This window comes from Mesorhizobium sp. CNPSo 4661 (assembly GCF_057784215.1).
Window position 1 is genome coordinate 423,350 of sequence record NZ_JBWGIO010000001.1, and the last position, 21,205, is coordinate 444,554.

Below are 21,205 nucleotides of genomic sequence, written 5' to 3' on the forward strand. Positions count from 1 at the left end.
ATCGGATGAGTCGATCGTCTAAATCGATTGAATGTATGCTGCGATGCGGTACGATGGGCTGGGAGAAACGATGAAAGCCGGTATGATCGTAGCAAAATCACGAGAGGCGAAATGACATCGGCCATGACGATCGAAGTCCCTGTTCTCGACAATCCAGACCCCAAGACCCTTGCTGAAGAAGTCTTGATGTCGCTCAAATACCGGGTTGGCAAGGACACCACCGTCGCCACGCCCTATGACTGGCTGACCGCCTCGATCAAGGTGGTGCGCGACCGCATCGTCGACCACTGGATGCAGGCGACCAAGGAAGCCTACGACCAGCAGGAAAAGCGCGTCTATTACCTTTCGCTCGAATTCCTCATCGGTCGCCTGATGCGCGACGCCTTCTCCAATCTTGGCCTGATGGAGAACATGCGCGAGGCGCTGTCCTCGCTTGGCGTCGATCTCGATCTCATCGCCGCGCTGGAACCGGACGCGGCACTCGGCAATGGCGGTCTTGGCCGGCTTGCCGCCTGCTTCATGGAAAGCATGGCGACCGTCGACATCCCCGCCCATGGCTACGGCATCCGCTACGCCAACGGTATGTTCCGCCAGGAGATCCACGGCGGCTGGCAGGTCGAGCTGCCTGAGACCTGGCTCGATCACGGCAATCCCTGGGAGTTCGAGCGGCGCGAGCGCTCCTTCGAGGTCGGCTTCGGCGGTTCGGTGGAATCGATCACCTCCAAGGACGGTCGGCTCGAACGCCACGTCTGGAAGCCGACCGAGCATGTGCTGGCCGTCGCCTACGACACGCCGGTGGCCGGCTGGCATGCCAGGCGCGTCAACACGCTGAGACTCTGGTCCGGCATGCCGATCGACCCGATCCTGCTCGACAAGTTCAACGCCGGCGACCACATCGGCGCGCTGGCCGAGAGCAACAAAGCCGACGCGCTGTCGCGCGTGCTCTATCCGGCCGATTCCCACATGGCCGGGCAGGAGCTGCGGCTGCGGCAGGAGTATTTCTTCTCCACCGCCTCGCTGCAGGACATCGTTCAGCGTCATCTCAGCCAGTATGGCGACCTGAAATCGCTGCCCGACAAAGCGGCGATCCACCTCAACGACACCCATCCCGCGGTCGCCGTGCCGGAATTGATGCGGCTCCTGATGGACGTCCACGGCATGGACTTCGACCAGGCCTGGGACATCACCAAGCGCACCTTCGGCTACACCAACCACACGCTGTTGCCTGAGGCGCTGGAAAGCTGGCCGGTGCCGCTGTTCGAACGGCTTTTGCCGCGCCACATGCAGATCGTCTACGCCATCAATGCGCAGGTGCTGCTCGAGGCCCGCGCCACCAACCAGTTCTCGGGCGATCAGATCGCCCGGATCTCGCTGATCCAGGAAAATGGCGACCGCCGCGTGCGCATGGGCAATCTGGCCTTTGTCGGCTCGCATTCGATCAACGGCGTCTCGGCGCTCCACACCGAGCTGATGAAGGAGACGGTGTTCGCCGATCTCCACAAGCTCTATCCCGACCGCATCAACAACAAGACCAATGGCATCACGCCCAGGCGCTGGCTGATCCAGTGCAATCCCGGCCTGACCGCGCTTGCCCGCGAGGCGATCGGCGACCGCTTCATGGACGACATCGAGGCGATCAAGGATCTCGATCCGCTCGCCGACGACGCGGCTTTCCGCGAAAAATTCGCCGCCGTGAAGCGGCAGAACAAGGTGAAGCTCGCCAATTTGATTGCCGACCGCCTGGGCATTCGGCTCGACCCGTCGGCGCTGTTCGACATCCAGGTCAAGCGCATCCACGAATATAAGCGCCAGCTGCTCAACATCCTCGAGGCGATCGCGCTCTACGACCAGATCCGCTCGCATCCCGAGCGGGACTGGATGCCGCGCGTCAAGATCTTCGGCGGCAAGGCGGCGCCGAGCTACCACAACGCCAAGCTGATCATCAAACTGGCCAACGACGTCGCGAAAGTCATCAACGGCGACCCGTCGGTGCGCGGCCTGCTGAAGGTCGTGTTCGTGCCGAACTACAATGTCAGCCTGGCCGAAGTGCTGATGCCCGCCGCCGACCTTTCCGAGCAGATATCGACCGCCGGCATGGAAGCATCCGGCACCGGCAACATGAAGTTTGGCATGAACGGCGCGCTCACCATCGGCACGCTCGACGGCGCCAATGTCGAGATGAAGGAACAAGTCGGCGACGACAACATCTTCATCTTCGGCCTCACCACCGCCGAGGTCGCCGAACGACGCAGCAATGGCTACAACCCGCGCGGCATCATCGAGGCGTCACCTGAATTGTCGCAGGCCGTAGCGGCGATCTCGTCCGGCGTCTTCTCGCCCGACGACCCCGATCGCTACCGCGACCTCATGAACGGGCTCTACAGCAGCGACTGGTTCATGGTGGCGGCCGACTTCGATTCCTACGCCGCCTGCCAGCGCGAGGTGGACCGCGTCTGGCGCGACAGCCCAGACTGGAACGCGCGCGCCATCCACAACGTTGCCCGCATGGGCTGGTTCTCGTCCGATCGCACAATCCGCCAATATGCGAAAGAAATCTGGAACGTACCCGTCTGATATGATTGCATGAGGCTACGAACAATGTGGCCCAGGTGTCTTCTGTCCAATTGTGCTGGGCGGGCGCACCCAAAACAAAGGTGCCCGGGGAGGGCGACCGCTTGATGAGGAAGCCGCGCGCGACCGCTGCGACAAGCGGGCCGGACGGACTGGCGCCAGCCGGCGATGTCGCGGCGATTGTCGCCGGAACGCATGGCGATCCTTTCGCGGTCCTGGGCGTGCAGGAAGCCGGCAAAGGCTTCGTCGCCCGCTGCTTCGTGCCCAACGCCGAATTCGTCACCGCCTATACGCTGACCGGCAAGGAGGCCGGCGAGCTCTCCCGCCGTGACGACGCCGGCTTCTTCGAGGGCAAGATCTCGATCCGCAAGCGCCAGCCGCTGCGCTATCACGCCAGGAATGCCGGCGGCGACTGGTGGCTGACCGATCCCTATTCCTTCGGCCCGGTATTGGGTCCGATGGACGACTATTACATGGCCGAGGGCTCTCATCTCAGGCTCTTCGACAAGCTCGGCGCCCACATCATCGAACACGAGGGCGCCACCGGCGTGCATTTCGCCGTCTGGGCGCCGAACGCGAGGCGCGTCTCCGTGGTCGGCGCCTTCAATGACTGGGACGGCCGCCGCGACACCATGCGCGACCGCAAGGACACCGGCATCTGGGAATTGTTCATTCCCGATCTCGGCGCGGGGCAGCCCTACAAGTTCGAGATCATCGGGCCCGACGGCGTGCGCCTGCCGCTCAAGGCCGATCCGTTCGCCTTCGAGTCGGAACTGCGCCCGGCCACCGCCTCGGTGACGGCGCCGCCGATCGCGCATCGCTGGGGCGACGAGGCGCATCGCGGTTTCTGGCAAAAGGCCGATCCCAGGCGCGAGGCGATCTCGATCTATGAGGTCCACGCCGGCTCCTGGCAGCGCCGCGACGACGGCACGTTCCTCTCTTGGGACGAGCTCGCCGCGCGGCTGATCCCCTACGTGATCGACACCGGCTTCACCCATATCGAGTTCCTGCCGATCTCCGAGCACCCCTACGACCCGTCCTGGGGCTACCAGACCACCGGCCTCTACGCCCCGACGGCCCGCTTCGGCGATCCGGACGGCTTTGCCCGCTTCGTCGACGGCGCGCACCGCGCCGGCGTCGGCGTCATCCTCGACTGGGTGCCGGCGCATTTCCCGGTCGACGAGCATGGGCTGGTGAAGTTCGACGGCACGGCGCTCTACGAACATGCCGACCCGCGCCAGGGTTTTCACCCCGACTGGAACACCGCCATCTACAATTTCGGCCGCCGCGAGGTGGTGTCGTTCCTGGTCAACAACGCGCTGTTCTGGGCCGAGAAATACCATGTCGACGGCCTACGCGTCGACGCGGTCGCCTCGATGCTCTACCTCGATTATTCGCGCAAGGCGGGCGAGTGGATCCCCAACGAGAAGGGCGGGCGCGAGAACCTCGAAGCGGTCAGTTTCCTGCAGAAGATGAACAAGGAGGTCTACGGCCACCATCCCGGCGTGATGACGATCGCCGAGGAGTCGACCTCGTGGCCGAAAGTGTCGCGCCCTGTGCATGAAGGCGGCCTCGGCTTCGGCTTCAAGTGGAACATGGGCTTCATGCACGACACGCTGGAGTATCTCTCCAAGGAGCCTATCTTCCGCAAGCACCATCACAACGACATCACCTTCGGCCTGGTCTACGCGTTCTCGGAGAATTTCGTGCTGCCGCTGTCGCATGACGAGGTCGTGCACGGCAAAGGCACGCTGCTCAACAAGATGGCCGGCGACGACTGGCAGAAGTTTGCCACCCTGCGCGCCTATTACGCCTTCATGTGGGGCTATCCCGGCAAGAAGCTGTTGTTCATGGGCCAGGAATTCGCCCAGCGCCGCGAGTGGAGCGAGGAGCGCGCGCTCGATTGGAACCTGCTCGAATTCGCACCGCATCGCGGCGTCTGGCAGACGGTGCGCGACCTGAACTACCTCTATCGTTCGCGCCCGGCGCTGCATGCGCGCGACTGCGAGCCGGAAGGCTTCTCCTGGCTGATCGTCGACGACCGCGACAATTCGGTCTTCGCATGGCTGCGCAGCGCGCCGGGCGGCAATCCCATTGCCGTCATCTCCAATTTTACGCCGGTGCCGCGCGAGAACTATCGCGTGCCGCTGCCGAAGGCGGGAAAGTGGCGCGAAATCATCAATACCGACGCCGAGGTCTATGGCGGCTCCGGCATGGGTAATGGCGGCATGGTCGAGGCGAGCGGGGAAGGAGGCGGCGTATCGGCGACGATGCTTTTGCCGCCGCTGTCGACGATCATGCTGGAATTCGTCACGGATTGAAGCAGATGATGTCTCATCCTGCTCTTGCAACAATCCGGGCAGCTTGTTTGGGAGGGTAACAAAATGGCAGAGATCAAAAGAACCCAGCCGCTGGCACGCGATGCCATGGCCTATGTGCTGGCCGGCGGCCGCGGCAGCCGCCTCAAGGAGCTGACCGACCGGCGCGCCAAGCCAGCGGTCTATTTCGGCGGCAAGACGCGCATCATCGATTTTGCCCTGTCCAATGCGCTCAACTCCGGCATCCGCCGCCTCGGCGTCGCCACCCAGTACAAGGCGCATTCGCTGATCCGCCACCTGCAGCGCGGCTGGAACTTCCTGCGGCCCGAGCGAAACGAAAGCTTCGACATCCTGCCTGCATCGCAGCGCGTCTCGGAAACGCAGTGGTATGAAGGCACGGCCGACGCCGTCTACCAGAACATCGACATCATCGAGGCCTACGGCCCCGAATACATGGTCATCCTCGCCGGCGACCACATCTACAAGATGGACTACGAGCTGATGCTGCGCCAGCATGTCGACGCCGGCGCCGACGTCACCGTCGGCTGCCTGGAGGTGCCGCGCATGGAGGCGACCGGCTTCGGCGTCATGCATGTCGACAAGAAGGACAACATCATCGCCTTCGTCGAGAAGCCGGCCGATCCGCCCGGCATCCCCGACAAGCCGGAATTCGCCCTGGCCTCGATGGGCATCTATGTCTTCAAGACCAAGTTCCTGATGGAACAACTGCGCCGCGACGCGGCCGAGCCCGGCTCCAGCCGCGACTTCGGCAAGGACATCATCCCCTACATCGTCCAGCACGGTAAGGCGATCGCCCATCGCTTCGCCAAATCCTGCGTGCGCTCCTCGCATGAGTCCGAGCCCTATTGGCGCGACGTCGGAACGGTGGACGCCTATTGGGAAGCCAACATCGACTTGACCGACATCACGCCCGAGCTAGACCTCTACGACCGCGACTGGCCGATCTGGACCTATGCCGAATTGAAGCCGCCGGCAAAGTTCGTGCATGACGAGGACGGCCGACGCGGCGAGGCGATCTCCTCGCTGGTCTCCGGCGACTGCATCGTCTCCGGCGCCTCGCTGCGCCGCAGCCTGATCTTCACCGGCGCGCGCATCAATTCCTATTCGAAGCTCGAGGAAGTGGTGATGCTGCCCGACGTCACTGTCGGCCGCAACGCGCATCTCAAGCGCGTCGTCATTGATCACGGCGTCCACATCCCGGAAGGATTGGTGGTCGGCGAGGACCCGGCGCTCGACGCCAAGCGCTTCCGTGTATCGGAAAAAGGCATCTGCCTGATCACGCAAGATATGATCAACAAGTTGTCAGTTTGATCAACAAGTTGTCAGCTTGATCGACAAACTGTCACTTTAAGATCGGAATGTGGAGCGCATGCAGGTTCTGTCGGTCACGCCCGAAATCTTTCCGCTGATCAAGACCGGCGGGCTTGCCGACGTGACCGGCGCCTTGCCGATCGCGTTGGCCGGCAAGGGCGTGGCGATGCGCACGCTGATCCCCGGCTATCCCGTCGTGATGGCGGCCTTCGCCAAGAAGAAGGCCGTCTACCAGTATCCGCTGCTGCAGGGCGGCAAAGCTTCGATTCATGCCGTCAAGGTCGGCGATCTCGACCTCTTCGTGCTTGACGCGCCGCATCTCTTCGATCGCCAGGGCGGCCCTTACGGCACCGCCTCCGGCGCCGACTGGCCGGACAACTGGCGCCGCTTCGCGGCCTTGAGCCAGGTTGGCGGCGACATTGCCGGCGGTGCGATCTCCGGTTACCAGCCCGATATCGTGCATGCCCATGACTGGCAGTCGGCGATGACGCTTGCCTATATGCGCTACGGCAAGGCCGTCGGCGTGCCGTCGCTGATCACCGTGCACAACCTTGCCTTCCAGGGCCAGTTCGGCGCCGGCATCTTCGGCGAGCTCGGCCTGCCGGCGGTGGCCATGCAGCTCGACGGCGTCGAATATTATGGCGGCGTCGGCTTTCTCAAGGCCGGCCTCCAGGCTGCCTGGGCGATCACCACGGTTAGCCCGACCTATGCGCAGGAAATCCGCTTGCCCGAATTCGGCATGGGTCTCGACGGGCTGATCAATATGCGCTCAACCGACCTCTACGGCATCGTCAACGGCATCGACGTCGATATCTGGAATCCCGAGACCGACAAGCATCTGGTCGCCAATTATTCGGCCGAGAAGCTTGCGGCGAGGGCCAAGAACCGCAAGGCGGTCGAAGAGCGCTTCGGCCTGGAGGCGGATGGCAGCCCGATCGTCTGCGTCATTAGCCGGCTGACCTGGCAGAAGGGTATGGACATCCTCGCCGCGGTCGTCGACGGCATCGTCGCCGCCGGCGCGCGCCTTGCGATCCTCGGCTCGGGCGATGCCGGTCTCGAGGGCACGCTGCTTGCCGCCGCAGCCCGCCATCGCGGTCGCGTCGGCGTCGTCGTCGGTTACGACGAAGGCCTTTCGCATGTCATGCAGGGCGGCTGCGACGCCATCATCATCCCGTCCCGCTTCGAGCCGTGCGGGCTCACCCAGCTCTATGGCCTGCGCTATGGCTGCGTGCCGGTCGTCGCCCGTACCGGCGGGTTGGCCGACACGATCATCGACGCCAATGAGGCCGCCTTGTCGGCTGGTGTCGCCACCGGTTTCCAGTTCGCGCCCAACAATGGCGGCGCGATGCTCCATGCCATCCAGCGGCTGGTCGAGGTGCATGCGCGGCCCGCGACCTGGGCCTCGATCCAGCGCCAGGGCATGAAGGCCGATGTCTCCTGGGACAAGAGCGCCGAAAAATACGTCGAACTCTATCGCTTGCTGCTTTCGAAAAGGGCTGCCTGAGGCATGATCAAAACCGTCCCCACCAAACCCTATACCGACCAGAAGCCTGGCACGTCGGGCCTGCGCAAGAAAGTGCCGGTGTTCCAGCAGGAGCACTATGCCGAGAACTTCATCCAGTCGATCTTCGATGCGCTGGACGGTTTTCAGGGCAAGACGCTGGTGATTGGCGGCGACGGCCGCTTCTACAACCGCGAGGTCATCCAGAAGGCCATCGCGATTGCCGCCGGCAATGGATTCGGCAAGGTGATGGTCGGGCAGGGCGGTATTCTGTCGACCCCCGCCGCTTCCAACGTCATCCGCAAATACAAGACCTTCGGCGGCATCATCCTGTCGGCCAGCCACAATCCCGGCGGCCCGCACGAGGATTTCGGCATCAAGTACAATGCCGGCAATGGCGGCCCGGCCCCTGAAAAGATCACCGACGCGATCTTCGCCAAGTCGAAGGAGATCAAGAGCTTCAAGATCGCCGAGATCGGCGAGATCGACATCGACACCATCGGCACCGTCAAGGCCGGCGACATGACGGTCGAGATCTTCGACCCGGTCAAGGATTATGCCGAATTGATGGAAAGCCTGTTCGACTTCGATGCGCTGAGGAAGCTCTTCAAGTCGGGCTTCCGCATGCGTTTCGACGCCATGCACGCGGTGACCGGCCCCTATGCCAAGGAGATCATCGAGCACCGCCTCGGCGCCCCGGACGGCACCTGCCGCAACTTCAAGCCACTGCCGGATTTCGGCGGCCACCATCCCGACCCGAACCTTGTGCACGCAAAGCATCTCTATGACGAGATGATGGGCCCCGATGCGCCGGATTTCGGCGCGGCGTCCGACGGCGACGGCGACCGCAATTTGATCATCGGCAGAGGCATCTTCGTCACGCCGTCGGATTCGGTGGCGATGCTTGCCGCCAATGCCAAGCTGGCGCCGGGCTACAAGGACGGCCTCAAGGGCATTGCCCGTTCGATGCCGACCAGTGGTGCTGCCGACCGCGTCGCCGAAAAGCTCGGCGTCGGCATCTATGAGACGCCGACCGGCTGGAAGTTCTTCGGCAACCTGCTCGACGCCGGCATGGCCACCATCTGCGGCGAGGAAAGCGCCGGCACCGGCTCCAACCATGTGCGCGAGAAGGACGGGTTGTGGGCGGTGCTTTTGTGGCTCAACATCCTCGCCGCGCGCGGCGAGAGCTGCAAGCAGATCGTCACCGAGCACTGGGCGACCTACGGCCGCAACTACTATTCACGCCACGACTATGAGGAGGTCGAGAGCGACCGCGCCAATGCGCTGGTCGACGAGCTGCGCGCCAAGCTTAACTCGCTGCCCGGCACCAGCGTGCGCGGCCTCAAGATCGCCAAGGCCGACGACTTTGCCTATCACGATCCGGTCGACGGCTCGGTGAGCGAGCATCAGGGCATACGAATCCTGTTCGAGGGCGGCTCGCGCGTCGTGCTGCGCCTCTCGGGCACTGGCACGTCGGGCGCGACGCTGCGCGTCTATATCGAGCGCTACGAGCCGGACAAGGCGCGGCATGACCTCGACACGCAGGAAGCGCTGGCCGACCTCATCGCCGCCGCTGACGACATCGCCGGCATCAAGAGCCACACCGGCCGCAACAAGCCGAGCGTGATTACTTGAGGGCGGCGGCGCCGCGCGGCTCCACCTTCTCCCCTTGTGGGAGAAGGTGTCGCCGAAGGCGACGGATGAGGGGTGCTCCAGCTTGGCGCAAACCGGCGTCCAGAACACCTGCGCCCCATTCCTTCCAATACCCCTCATCCGTCTCGGCGCTGCGCGCCGATCCACCTTCTCCCACAACGGGAGAAGGGAAGGCGCCTGCATGACCCTCGGCGCCGCCATCACTCCCGAAGGCATCCGCTTCGCCGTCTGGTCCTCATCGGCGCGACGGCTCTGGGTCTCGCTTTTCGACGGGACCGGCGCGCGCGAGCTCGACCGGCTGGAGCTCAACCCGGAAGGCGAGGGCCTGCATGCGCTGCTTGTCCCCGGCCTTAGCGACGGCACCCGCTACGGCTTTCGCGCCGACGGCGACTACGCGCCGGAACGCGGCCTGTGGTTCGATCCGAGCAAGCTTCTCTCCGACCCGTATGCCGTCGAGGTCGATCGTCCATACCAATACCATTGGCGGCTTGCCGCCAAACGCAGCGAAGGCGCCGACACGGCCTCGCTGATGCCGAAGGCGATTGCGCGGTCCCTGCTCAAACCAGTGCCGGCCAAGCCGCCGCTGTTCCAGCCCGGCGGGCTGATCTACGAGCTCAACGTCCGCTCCTTCACCAGACTGCATCCGGACGTGCCGGAGGCTGAGCGCGGCACCGTCGCGGCGCTTGCCCACCCGGCTGTCGTTGAGCACCTGATGCGTCTCGGCGTCTCCGCGGTCGAGCTGATGCCGGTCACCGCGTCGATCGACGAGCGGCATCTGCCGCCGCTGGGGCTGGGCAACGCCTGGGGCTACAATCCCGTCACCTTCATGGCGCTGGATCCGCGTCTGGCGCCCGGCGGCCTCAAGGAACTGCGCGATACCGTCGCCGCGCTGCGCAATGCCGGCGTTGGCACCATCCTCGATCTCGTCTTCAACCACACCGGCGAGAGCGACCGGCTCGGCCCGACGCTGTCGCTGCGCGGGCTGGATGCGCTGGCCTACTACCGGCATCAGCAGGACGGCAGGCTGGTCAACGACACCGGCACCGGCAACACGGTCGCCTGCGACCATCCGGTAGTGCGCGAGATGGTGCTCGATACGCTTCGCCACTTCGTCCGCTTTGCCGGTGTCGACGGCTTCCGCTTCGATCTGGCACCGGTGCTCGGCCGCGTCGACGGCGCCTTCGAGCCGGAAGCGCCATTGCTTCAGGCCATCGCCGGCGATCCTCTGCTTGCCGACCGCGCGCTGATCGCCGAACCCTGGGATATCGGCCCGAACGGCTACCAGCTCGGCAATTTCCGCCCGCCCTATCTGGAATGGAATGACCGCTACCGCGACGATGTCAGGCGCTTCTGGCGCGGCGATACCGGCGCGATCGGCGCTTTGGCCACCCGGCTTGCCGGCTCCTCGGACGTCTTTGGCAGAGAAGGGAAACCTGTCAGTCGCACGGTCAACTTCATCGCCGCGCATGACGGCATGACGCTGGCCGACATCGTCGCCTATGAGCGCAAGCACAACGAGGCCAATGGCGAGCAGAATCGCGACGGCCATAACGACAATTTGTCCTGGAACAACGGCGCCGAAGGCGAGACGGATGAGGAGGCGATCGCCAGGGCCCGCTTCGCCGACCAGTGCGCGCTGCTCGCCACGCTCTTTGCCTCGCGCGGCACCATCATGCTGACCGCCGGCGACGAGTTCGGCCGCACGCAGAAAGGCAACAACAACGCCTATGCGCAGGACAACGCCGTCACCTGGCTGGACTGGGCAGGCCGCGATCGGGCGCTCGAGCAATATGCATCGTCACTCGCTTCGCTGCGCCGGGTCTTTCCCGCTCTGGCGGATACACACTTCCTGGCGGGCGAGCCGGCCGACGGAGCGGACATTCCCGACGTGGCCTGGCTGACCGAGACCGGTGCGCCGCTCGGCGATACGGACTGGAACGATCCCGGCCGGCATCGCCTCGTCATGCTGCTTGGCGATACCGAAGGCAACCGCCTGGCCGTCGTGATCAATGGCGACCGCCGCCAATGTGTCTTCTCCTTGCCGGCGCGGGACGGATTTGAATGGCGCCCGGCAATCGAGACTCAGCCGGTCGACCCCGCGCGGCCGTTGCCCGGCCGCAGCGTCAATTTCATGATCGAGCGGCGTGCCGCCAAATCGCGCAGCGGGAAGGGTTCGTGATGGCTGGCGACAATCCCGGGCAGGGAACCGAATGGTGGCGCGGCTGTGTCATCTACCAGGTCTATCCGCGCTCCTTCCAGGACACGAGCGGCGACGGCAGCGGCGACCTGAAGGGCATCGCCGCGCGGCTCGCTTATATCGCTTCGCTCGGCGTCGATGCGGTCTGGCTGTCGCCCTTCTTCAAATCGCCGATGGCTGACATGGGCTACGACGTGTCCGACTATCGCGACGTCGATCCGATGTTCGGCAGCCTGGAAGATTTCGACGCGCTGGTCGTCGAGGCGCATCGGCTCGGCCTGAAGCTCATCATCGACCAGGTGATCTCGCATTCTTCCGACAAGCATGAGTGGTTCGTCGAGAGCCGCGCCAGCCGCGACAACGCCAAGGCCGACTGGTATGTCTGGGCCGACGCCAGGCCGGACGGCAGCGCCCCCAATAACTGGCTGTCCGTCTTCGGCGGCCCGTCCTGGGAGTGGGACGCGACCCGCCGGCAATATTACATGCACAACTTCCTGGCCGCGCAGCCGGATTTGAACTTCCACAATCGTGAGGTCCAGGACGCGCTGCTCGACACCGTGCGCTTCTGGCTGGAGCGTGGCGTCGACGGCTTCCGGCTGGATACCGTGAACTACTATGTCCACGACCGCTGGCTGCGCGATAACCCGCCCTTGGCGTCAAGCGTCGCCGGCACCAACGGCTCGACAAGCACCTATGGGTTCCAGGAGCATCTTTTCGACAAGACGCGCCCCGAAAACCTCGACTTCCTGAAACGCTTCCGCGCGCTGCTCGACGAATATCAAGACCGCGCCGCAGTCGGCGAGGTGGGGGACGAGGAGCGTTCGCTGCAGACGCTCGCCGCCTATGTCTCCGGCGGCGACAAACTGCAGATGTGCTACACGTTCGACCTGCTCAGCCCGCAATTTTCCGCCGCCCATGTGCGCGGCTGCGTCGAGGCGTTCAAGACCACCGCCCCGGACGGCTGGGTCTGCTGGGCCTTCTCCAACCATGATGTCGTGCGCCATGTCAGCCGCTGGACACGGCCTGGCGAGAGCCCGGACGCGGTGGCCAAGTTCTCGATCGCGCTTTTGTCCTGCCTGCGCGGCTCGATCTGCCTTTACCAGGGCGAGGAACTGGGCCTCGATGAAGCTGAACTCGCCTATGAGGATCTGCGTGATCCGGTCGGCATCCGCTTCTGGCCGGGCGTGAAGGGCAGGGACGGCTGTCGCACGCCGATGATCTGGCAGGCTGAGGCGGACAATGCAGGCTTCTCGACGGCCAAGCCCTGGCTGCCGGTGCCGCAAGCGCATCGTGCGCGAGCGGTCGATGTCCAGGATGGCGAGGGCGGTTCCGTGCTGGCGGCTTATCGCTCGATCCTGGCTCTGCGCAAGCGCCATCCGGCGCTGATCGCTGGCTCTATCCGTTTCCTCGAGGCCGACGGCGATGTGCTGGCTTTCATCCGCCAGCACGAAGACGAGAGATTGCTATGCGTCTTCAACTTCGCCGCGGAGCCGGCGCACTGGGCCCTGCCGGCCGAGATCAGGGATGCCGAGATAACGGCTCTTGCCGCTGACGTCGCCGGCGTTCTTGGCGGTGTCCTCGAGGAGATTGGCCTGGCACTGCCGCCCGTGGGGTGCTTCGTAGGCAGAATTGCCTGAAGGCGGCTTACTGGACGAGCACCGAGCGCCCGCAGGTCGCGCCGGTCACACGCACGTCTGCCTCTCCGACATGGACACCGAGCGCCCCAAGCACATTGTAGAGCAGGTCGTCGACCGGCGCGGTCACGCCGTTGAGCAGCGTCGTCACTGCAGGCTTCACGGTGCCGAGCAGGGCGGTCACGTCGAGGCCGAGCCCCAGCGCATTGACCGACAGCGACAGGTTGTTGACCAGCGATGTCGTCAGCGACTGCGTCAGGTTCTTCGTCGACACCGTCTTGATCGCCTTGTTGGCGATGTCGGAGGCGTTGTAGGTCAGGGTGGTCGGCGCCATGTTCGTGACCGAAAAGGCCGACTGCCCATTGATCTGCAGCAGATTGAGGTTGATCAGCAGCAGCTTGAGGCTGACATCCGCGATCTCGGCGTCGGAGAAGGATTGCGGCTGGGTGAAGTCGGCGAAACCGCTGGCGCTGCTCTTGGCCAGATGAGCCGCGACCACGCCCGGCTGCGCGGCGATCGACACCTTGATGCTGGAGGGTCCGGTCGGGCAGGTGATGTCGGTCAGCTTGGCTTCCGCATAGGCGACCTCGACATTGAGCGGCAGGTTGACGGCAAGCAGACTGATGCCGCCGCCGAGATTGGCATTGCCGAGCGTGACGCTGGCGTTGAGCTTGATGCGCGTCTGCGCAGTGCGCACCACCGTGCCTGCCTCTCCCACCGCCAGCCAGGCCGAATTCTGCATCGGCTCGCCGATGGCGATGGCAAGCGTGGTCGATGCCAGCCCAGGTATGGTGGCGCCGAGATTGACCGCGACCTGGTTCGTGCCGTTGGCAAGTGCTGCCGCCGCCGTCAGCATGCTGAGCGCGCTGGCGTCGACCGACAGCCCGGCCGGTTTTTGTCCAAGGCCGAGGTTGCCCACCGAGCCCAGGTCGACGAGGCTGCTGAGCGGAATCTTGACGGTGTTGGTGGCGCTGGAGGCCATGGTCTGGAGCGCGATCTTGGCTGTGTGGTCCAGCCCGGGCACGTTGGCCATGGCGGTGGCGATCTGGCCGACCGTTGCCTTGGAGGCGAGCACGTCGGAATAGCTGACACCGGTCAGATGCAATTGCGTGGCCAGCGCATCGGTGAACGAAAGAACATCGATATCGGCCGACACCAGCGAATTGTAATCCATCACGCTGAGCGAGATGTTGCCGCCGAGAAGGCCGCCGAGAAGCGCGTTGAGAATGCCGCCATTGAGGCTGGCAAGCCGCGAGCCGACCGAAAAAGCCGCTTGCGGCTGCGCGCTAGCGATAGCGGTCGTGCCGAGAGTGGGCGGCGACATGATCGAGCCGGCGAAATAGAGCGTGCCCTGCTTCTTCAGCGACACCTGCACGGCATTGTAAGGCAGCTTGCCCGCCTCGAACCGGCTGCCGGCGGCAATGGCGCTGACGCCCGTGTAGCGTCCCGGCACGATCTGGACGACCGCCTTGCTGGCGGTTGGCGCCACGGTGGTGCCTTGCTCCTGCACGGCGACCGAGGTGATGCCGTTGTCGCTGAGCGTCGTCAGCACCGCCTGCTGCGCATGGGTGATGTTCGAGGCCGCGGTGATGGCGGCAAGGTCGACGATCGACTGCGCAGCGCGGCGCTCATTGTAAAGCGAGCCTTCGTCGATCGCGAAGGCGGTCAGCGCCAGCGCCACCGGCGTGCATAGCGCCGTCATGACGGCGAAATTCGCGCTACGGTCGGCGACGAGCCTTCGCGTCGCCGCTATGAGAGCAATTCCAGGAAAAGTGCGAAGCGGTTCGGTTCGGCGACTTCGCCGTAGCCTTCCGTCCGCAATTGCGTCACGGAAAACAGATGGAGCGGTTTGGCGTTTCCTGGAAACGATAAACCGCTTAAGCCCCCCCTTGATGGGCATCATATGCCTCCGACCCGGATCGTCGACTGGCGCTGGATCGTGGTGCCCGGTAGCGGCAGCGTCTTGAACAGATTCCAGATCGGCAGGTTGCGCGCATCGTAGGTGACCGAGACGACGAACTGGCTGCCGTCGGCGACGCTGTCCTGCGCGTTGACGGTCAGCTTGTTGGGGTCGACGAACGGATAGCCCGAGACATCGTGCGCGATGAAATCGGTGACCAGTGCCTGCCGCTCGGTCTGGTTCAGGCCGGCAATCGCCGTGCGCGCCGCATCGGCGGCGATCTGCTGGACGGAATGGCTGGCGCCGAAATAGATTCCATATGCAACCATGCCGAGCAGAAGCAGGATGAAGATCGGTGCCAGCATGGCGAATTCGATTGCTGACGTGCCCTCGGCGTCTGCCGGGAAACGAGACCAGGAAACAGGGAGTTTTCGGTTTTTCAGCATGATACGGAGAATGCCAAAACCTGCCTGCAAAAACAGAAAATGCCTCGAACAACCGGCAGGTGTACCAAGTTGAAGGCAAGCTCTAAGCTTTAGGTTTTGCTGTTTTAGCGTGATGACGCTCACTTTGCGTCAAGCAGGCAATGGTTGAAATAAGATTTCGCTCTGTCTAGTCTCCTGCCACCAGCCGCCGGAAGGGACCGGCGGCACGCCTGAAACGGGGCCGTTTCAACGGTTCCGAGGTGTTAAAACTTAAAGAGGCGCGGCTGAGGGGCTGCGCCGACAGGGAGAACTTCATGCTGAAAAATATGCTGAAGGCGACGGTGTTCGCCACCACCATGGCTCTGGCCACGGGCTCCTTTTACACGCATGCTTTTGCCGAAGTGGTCTACAACCGCGGCAGCGCCGCGGAGCCGGAATCTGTCGATCCGCACAAGACCTCGACCGTCTACGAAGCCAACATCCTGCGCGACCTGTTCCAGGGACTGGTGATGCAGGACGAGAAGGCCAATCTCATCCCGGGCGCCGCCGAAAGCTGGACCGTCTCGGACGACGGCACCGTCTATACCTTCAAGCTGCGCAAGGACGGCATGTGGTCCGACGGCACCCCGGTGAAGGCGGAAGACTTCGTCTTTGCCTTCCACCGCCTGGAAGATCCCGCGACCGGCGCGGAATACGCCTCGATGCTCTATCCGGTGAAGGGCGCCGAAGACTTCAACACCAAGAAGGGCAAGGCTGAGGACATGGGCGTGAAGGCGATCGATGCCAACACGCTGGAAGTCACGCTCAAGGCGCCGACACCCTACTTCCTGGAGATGCTGACCCACCAGGCGACCTATCCGGTCAACAAGGCCTCGATGGACAAGCTCGGCGCCGACTGGATCAAGCCCGGCAAGCTCGTGTCCAACGGCGCCTATACGCTCGCCGAATGGGTGCCCAACGACCACCTCAAGCTGGTCAAGAACCCGAAATTCTGGGATGCCGCCAGCGTCAAGATTGACACCGTCAATTACATCCCGACCGAGGACCGTTCCTCCGCCATGAAGCGCTTCGAGGCAGGCGAGCTCGACAGCTATGACGATCTGCCGACCGAGCAGTTGGCCGACCTCAAGACCAAGTTCGGCGATCAGATCAAGGTCGGCCCGTATCTCGGCACCTATTATTACGCCATCAAGACCGACAAAGCGCCTTGGAACAATGTCGAGCTCCGCAATGCCATTTCGATGGCGATCGACCGCGACTTCCTGGCCGAGAAGGTCTGGCAGAACTCCATGCTGCCTGGATATTCCATGGTGCCTCCCGGCATCGAGGGCTACACGCCGGCGATGGCCAAATACGCGGACATGCCGCAGATCGACCGCGAGGACGAGGCCAAGAAGATCCTGGAGAAGCTAGGCTACACGCCCGAGCATCCGCTGAAGATGGAAATCCGCTACAACACCTCGGAAAACCATAAGAACACGGCGGTCGCCATCCAGGAGCAGCTGAAGCCGCTCGGCGTCGAGGTGACGCTGCTCAACACCGACACCAAGACCCACTACGGCTTCCTCGAGCAGAAGGGCAATTACGACGTCGCCCGCGCTGCCTGGATCGCCGACTACAAGGATCCGGAGACCTTCCTCGGCATCTCGCGCAAGGCGAGCGGCAACAACTACTCGGACTACGACAGCCCGGCCTACGAGGCCGCCATGGACAAGGCCGCCGCCGCCGGCGGCAAGCCCGAGGAGCGCATGAAGGACCTCGCCGCGGCCGAGCGCATCCTCGTCGACGATGTCGGCCAGATCCCGCTGCTCTATTACAGCTACCACGACATCGTGTCCTCGAAGCTGCATGGCTTCACCGACAACGTCATGGACGTTCATCCATCCCGCTTCATCTCCAAGGACTGACGATCAACCCTTGGCCGCGCCGCCGCTATCTTCCGATAGCGGCGGTCGCGGTCTGGCGTCGTGCCGGGCCGAAAATCGGGTTGGATTTTCGGGAATGCCGGTGCGAAGATCAGAGATGCCGGCGCCACGGATCTTCGTCTGGAGAGCCGTTGCCCTGGCTGAAGCGGGGCGCCGATGCTGCGTTATGTCTTCCGGCGGCTGTTGACCGCCATCCCCACGCTGTTCGTCATCGTGACGGTGGCGTTCTTCCTGATCCGCGTCGCCCCTGGCGGCCCGTTCAACCAGGAGCGGGGCTTGAGCCCCGAGATCAGGGCCAATCTCGAAGCCCAGTTCGGCCTCAACGATCCGCTCTGGCTGCAATATGTCCACTATCTCGGCAATCTTTTGCGCGGCAATTTCGGCCCGAGCTACAACCTGCCGGATTTCACCGTCACCGAACTCTTCGCCAAGGGCTTGCCGATCTCGATCCAGATCGGCACCTCGGCTCTGGTGCTGGCGCTGCTGCTGGGTTCCATCCTCGGCACCATCGCCGCGCTCAACCAGAACAAGATAGGCGATTATTCGGTGATCGCGCTCGCCACCGCCGGCAGCACCATCCCCACCTTCGTCATCGCGCCGGTGATCCAGCTCGTCTTCGGGCTGTCCTGGAAGCTGTTGCCGATCGGCGGCTGGGGCGACGGCGCCTTCATCAACAAGGTCGGGCCGGTGCTGACGCTGGCCTTGCCGCAGATCGCCATCGTCGCCCGCCTGATGCGCGGCTCGATGATCGAGAGCCTGCGCTCGCACCATATCCGCACGGCGCGCGCGCTCGGCCTGTCCGACTGGTCGGTGGTGGTCAAGCACGCGCTGCGCGGCGCCGTGCTGCCGATCGTCTCGTTCACCGGCCCGGCGGCCGCCGCGCTGCTCACCGGCTCGATCATCGTCGAGACGATCTTCTCCATCCCCGGCGTCGGCCGCTACTTCGTCGATGCAGCGCTCAACCGCGACTACACGCTGGTCATGGGAACCGTTGTGGTGATCGCGCTCTTCACCATCGTCTTCAACCTGATCGTCGACCTGCTCTATGCGGTCGTCGACCCGAGGGTCCGCTATGACTGACCTCGCCGTCGCCGTACCCGAGCCGATCGTCGGCCGCTCGCTCTGGGGCAATGCCTGGGCGCGGCTCAAGCGCAACCGCGCCGCGATGCTCAGCCTCTATTACCTGGCTTTCATCGCCGTCATCAGCATTTGCGGTCCGTGGGTCGTGCCGCATGAGTACACCACCATCTATGGCGACTATGTGCGCATGCCGCCGAGCGTTTCGGCCTATCCGAAGCCTGAGATGATCCAGGGTGCGCTGGGCGACGCCATCAAGCGCATGCGCGCCGACATCAAGGAGTGGCACCAGGACGGCAACCGCGTCATCGTCACCGTCACCTCGACCAAGCCGATCGACGACCGCAACATCCGCTATCTCGACCGCTCCGACGCCTTCGACGACACCAGGATCGAGAGCAAGTCGCCCGACGGCCTCGAAGTGACGATGAGCTCGGCCGTGAAGCAGCAATATTTCTTCTTCGGCACCGACAACACCGGCCGCGACCTGCTCTCGCGCACGCTGATGGCCGGACGCATCTCCTTGGCCATCGGCCTGCTCGCCGGCGTCGTCGCCGGCGTCATCGGCGTCATCTACGGCGCGACAGCGGGCTTCGCCGGCGGCAGGGTCGACGAGGTGATGATGCGCATCGTCGACGTGCTCTATTCGCTGCCCTTCATCTTCTTCGTCATCATGCTGGTGGTGTTCTTCGGCCGCAACTTCGTGCTGATGTTCCTCGCTGTCGGCGCCGTGCTGTGGCTCGACATGGCGCGCATCGTGCGCGGCCAGGCGCTGTCGATCCGCAGGCAGGAATATGTCCAGGCGGCGGAAGCCATGGGCGTCGGCCAGCGCGGCATCCTGTTGCGCCATGTCATTCCCAATCTGCTCGGGCCGGTCGTCATCTACATGACGCTGCTGGTGCCGCAGGTCATCATCCTGGAAAGCTTCCTCTCCTTCCTCGGTCTCGGCGTGCAGGAGCCGATGACCAGCTGGGGCGTGCTGATCTCGGTCGGCGCCAAGAACATCGGCTACGCCAACTGGCTTCTGTTGTTCCCGGCTTTCTTTCTCGTCTCGACGCTGTTCGCGCTGAATTTCGTCGGCGACGGCCTGCGCGACGCGCTCGACCCCAAGGACCGCTGAGATGACCGCTTCCGAAACGATCCTCAGCGTCAAGGACCTGCGCGTCCGCTTCCAGACCCTCGACGGCACCGTCGAAGCGGTCAAGGGCATCAACATCAAGGTCAATGCCGGCGAGACGGTCGCCGTCGTCGGCGAATCCGGGTCCGGCAAGAGCCAGACGATGATGGCGGCGATGAGCCTGTTGTCTTCCAACGGCGAGGCGACGGGCCAGGTCGACTATCGCGGCCGGAACCTTCTGGCCATGTCGAAGAGCGATCTCAACAAGGTGCGCGGCCGCAAGATCAGCATGATCTTCCAGGAGCCGATGACCTCGCTCGACCCGCTCTACACCATCGGCAACCAGCTTATGGAGCCGATCCGCCGGCATCGCGGACTTTCCGCGGCCGCCGCGCGCGAAGAAGCGCTGAAGCTCTTGCGGCTGGTGCACATCCCCGATCCCGAACGGCGGATGAAATCCTATCCGCACGAGATGTCGGGCGGCCAGCGCCAGCGCGTCATGATCGCCATGGCTCTGGCCAACGACCCCGATATCCTGATCGCCGACGAGCCGACCACGGCGCTCGACGTGACCATCCAGGCGCAGATCCTGATGCTGTTGGCCGAACTGCAACGCAAGCTCGGCATGGCCATCGTCTTCATCACCCACGATCTAGGTATCGTGCGGCGCTTCGCCGACCGGGTCTATGTCATGCGCCAGGGCGAGGTGGTGGAGGAGGGCGATGCGGAAGCGCTTTTCGCCAACCCGCAGCATGCTTACACCAGGATGCTGCTCGCGGCCGAGCCCACCGGCACGAAGGCGGCGGCGCCCGCCAGTTCGCCGGTGCTGCTGGAAGGCCGCAATGTCGAAGTCGTCTTCAAGATCGGCGGCGGCTTCCTAGGCGGCGAGCCGCTGATGCTGCGCGCGGTGGATAGGATCTCGATCCGGCTGAAGCGCAACCAGACGATCGGCATCGTCGGCGAGTCCGGTTCGGGCAAGTCGACGCTCGGCCGCGCGCTACTCAGGCTCTTGCCCAGCGACGGCGTGATCCGCTTTGGCGACCGCGATATATCCGAAGCCGATCGCCAGGCGATGCGGCCGCTCCGGCGCGAATTGCAGCTCGTCTTCCAGGATCCGTTCGGTTCGCTGTCGCCGCGCATGACCGTCGGCCAGGTGATCACCGAGGGTCTTTTGGTGCACGAGCCCTCGCTCACAGGCAAGCAGCGCGACCAGCGCGCCGTCGAGGCGCTGCGCGAGGTCGGCCTCGATCCCAACGCGCGCAACCGCTACCCGCACGAATTCTCCGGCGGCCAGCGCCAGCGCATCGCCATTGCCCGCGCCATGATCTTGAAGCCGAAAGTGGTGGTGCTGGACGAGCCGACCTCGGCGCTCGACCGCTCCGTGCAGAAGCAGATCGTCGAGCTGTTGCGCAAGCTGCAGGCCGACCACGAACTGTCCTACCTGTTCATCAGCCATGACCTCGCGGTGGTTCGCGCCATGGCCGACTACATCATCGTGATGAAGCAGGGAAAGATCGTCGAGGAAGGTCCGACGCAGGAGATCTTCGACAATCCG

13 protein-coding genes are annotated in these 21,205 nt (G+C 64.1%); 11 read left to right on the forward strand and 2 right to left on the reverse strand.

Going from position 1 to position 21,205, the window contains the following annotated elements; all coding sequences use genetic code 11:
- Positions 1 to 111 precede the first annotated feature (111 nt).
- The 7 genes from AC0YKC_RS01970 to bglA all read left to right on the forward strand — a co-directional run bounded on the left by AC0YKC_RS01970 (position 112) and on the right by bglA (position 13,209).
- Positions 112 to 2,574 carry a glycogen/starch/alpha-glucan phosphorylase gene (locus AC0YKC_RS01970; RefSeq protein WP_488509581.1) on the forward strand — a complete coding sequence of 821 codons (2,463 nt, stop codon included), beginning with the start codon at positions 112 to 114 and terminating at the stop codon, positions 2,572 to 2,574.
- A 104-nt stretch (positions 2,575 to 2,678) separates the two neighbouring features.
- Entirely contained in the window at positions 2,679 to 4,892 is a 2,214-nt protein-coding gene (gene glgB / locus AC0YKC_RS01975) for a 1,4-alpha-glucan branching protein GlgB (RefSeq protein WP_488509583.1), read from the forward strand.
- A gap of 63 nt (positions 4,893 to 4,955) precedes the next feature.
- On the forward strand, positions 4,956 to 6,221 hold the full coding sequence (gene glgC / locus AC0YKC_RS01980) for a glucose-1-phosphate adenylyltransferase (protein WP_320294848.1): 1,266 nt from the start codon (positions 4,956 to 4,958) through the stop codon (positions 6,219 to 6,221).
- A 58-nt stretch (positions 6,222 to 6,279) separates the two neighbouring features.
- Positions 6,280 to 7,725 (forward strand): glycogen synthase GlgA, encoded by a 1,446-nt coding sequence (gene glgA / locus AC0YKC_RS01985; RefSeq protein WP_320294849.1) that lies wholly within the window; start codon positions 6,280 to 6,282, stop codon positions 7,723 to 7,725.
- A 3-nt stretch (positions 7,726 to 7,728) separates the two neighbouring features.
- Complete coding sequence (locus AC0YKC_RS01990; RefSeq protein WP_488509586.1) at positions 7,729 to 9,357, forward strand: alpha-D-glucose phosphate-specific phosphoglucomutase; 1,629 nt, start codon at positions 7,729 to 7,731, stop codon at positions 9,355 to 9,357.
- A gap of 199 nt (positions 9,358 to 9,556) precedes the next feature.
- Complete coding sequence (gene glgX, locus AC0YKC_RS01995) at positions 9,557 to 11,554, forward strand: glycogen debranching protein GlgX (RefSeq protein ID WP_488509588.1); 1,998 nt, start codon at positions 9,557 to 9,559, stop codon at positions 11,552 to 11,554.
- Positions 11,554 to 13,209, forward strand: a complete 1,656-nt coding sequence (bglA, locus tag AC0YKC_RS02000; RefSeq protein ID WP_488509590.1) for a beta-galactosidase BglA — start codon at positions 11,554 to 11,556, stop codon at positions 13,207 to 13,209. The genes glgX and bglA overlap by 1 nt, the downstream gene beginning before the upstream one ends.
- Before the next feature lie 7 nt (positions 13,210 to 13,216).
- Here the strand turns inward: bglA and AC0YKC_RS02005 are convergent, their stop codons facing one another.
- Both AC0YKC_RS02005 and AC0YKC_RS02010 read right to left on the reverse strand, forming a co-directional pair.
- Entirely contained in the window at positions 13,217 to 14,908 is a 1,692-nt protein-coding gene (locus AC0YKC_RS02005) for a TadG family pilus assembly protein (RefSeq protein WP_488509592.1), read from the reverse strand.
- 197 nt (positions 14,909 to 15,105) lie between these two features.
- Complete coding sequence (locus tag AC0YKC_RS02010; protein WP_320294854.1) at positions 15,106 to 15,471, reverse strand: TadE family protein; 366 nt, start codon at positions 15,469 to 15,471, stop codon at positions 15,106 to 15,108.
- Between the two features lie 374 nt (positions 15,472 to 15,845).
- Between AC0YKC_RS02010 and AC0YKC_RS02015 the strand changes: the two genes are divergently transcribed.
- From AC0YKC_RS02015 to AC0YKC_RS02030, 4 genes are all read left to right on the forward strand, one after another.
- Positions 15,846 to 17,438 carry a peptide ABC transporter substrate-binding protein gene (locus tag AC0YKC_RS02015; protein ID WP_320294855.1) on the forward strand — a complete coding sequence of 531 codons (1,593 nt, stop codon included), beginning with the start codon at positions 15,846 to 15,848 and terminating at the stop codon, positions 17,436 to 17,438.
- 174 nt (positions 17,439 to 17,612) lie between these two features.
- On the forward strand, positions 17,613 to 18,536 hold the full coding sequence (locus tag AC0YKC_RS02020; protein WP_320294856.1) for an ABC transporter permease subunit: 924 nt from the start codon (positions 17,613 to 17,615) through the stop codon (positions 18,534 to 18,536).
- Positions 18,529 to 19,653: an ABC transporter permease gene (locus AC0YKC_RS02025; protein ID WP_488509595.1), complete on the forward strand. Its 1,125-nt coding sequence runs from the start codon at positions 18,529 to 18,531 to the stop codon at positions 19,651 to 19,653. The genes AC0YKC_RS02020 and AC0YKC_RS02025 overlap by 8 nt, the downstream gene beginning before the upstream one ends.
- 1 nt (position 19,654) lies before the next feature.
- Positions 19,655 to 21,205: ABC transporter ATP-binding protein (locus tag AC0YKC_RS02030; protein WP_488509597.1), on the forward strand; the 1,551-nt coding region annotated here is incomplete at its 3' end.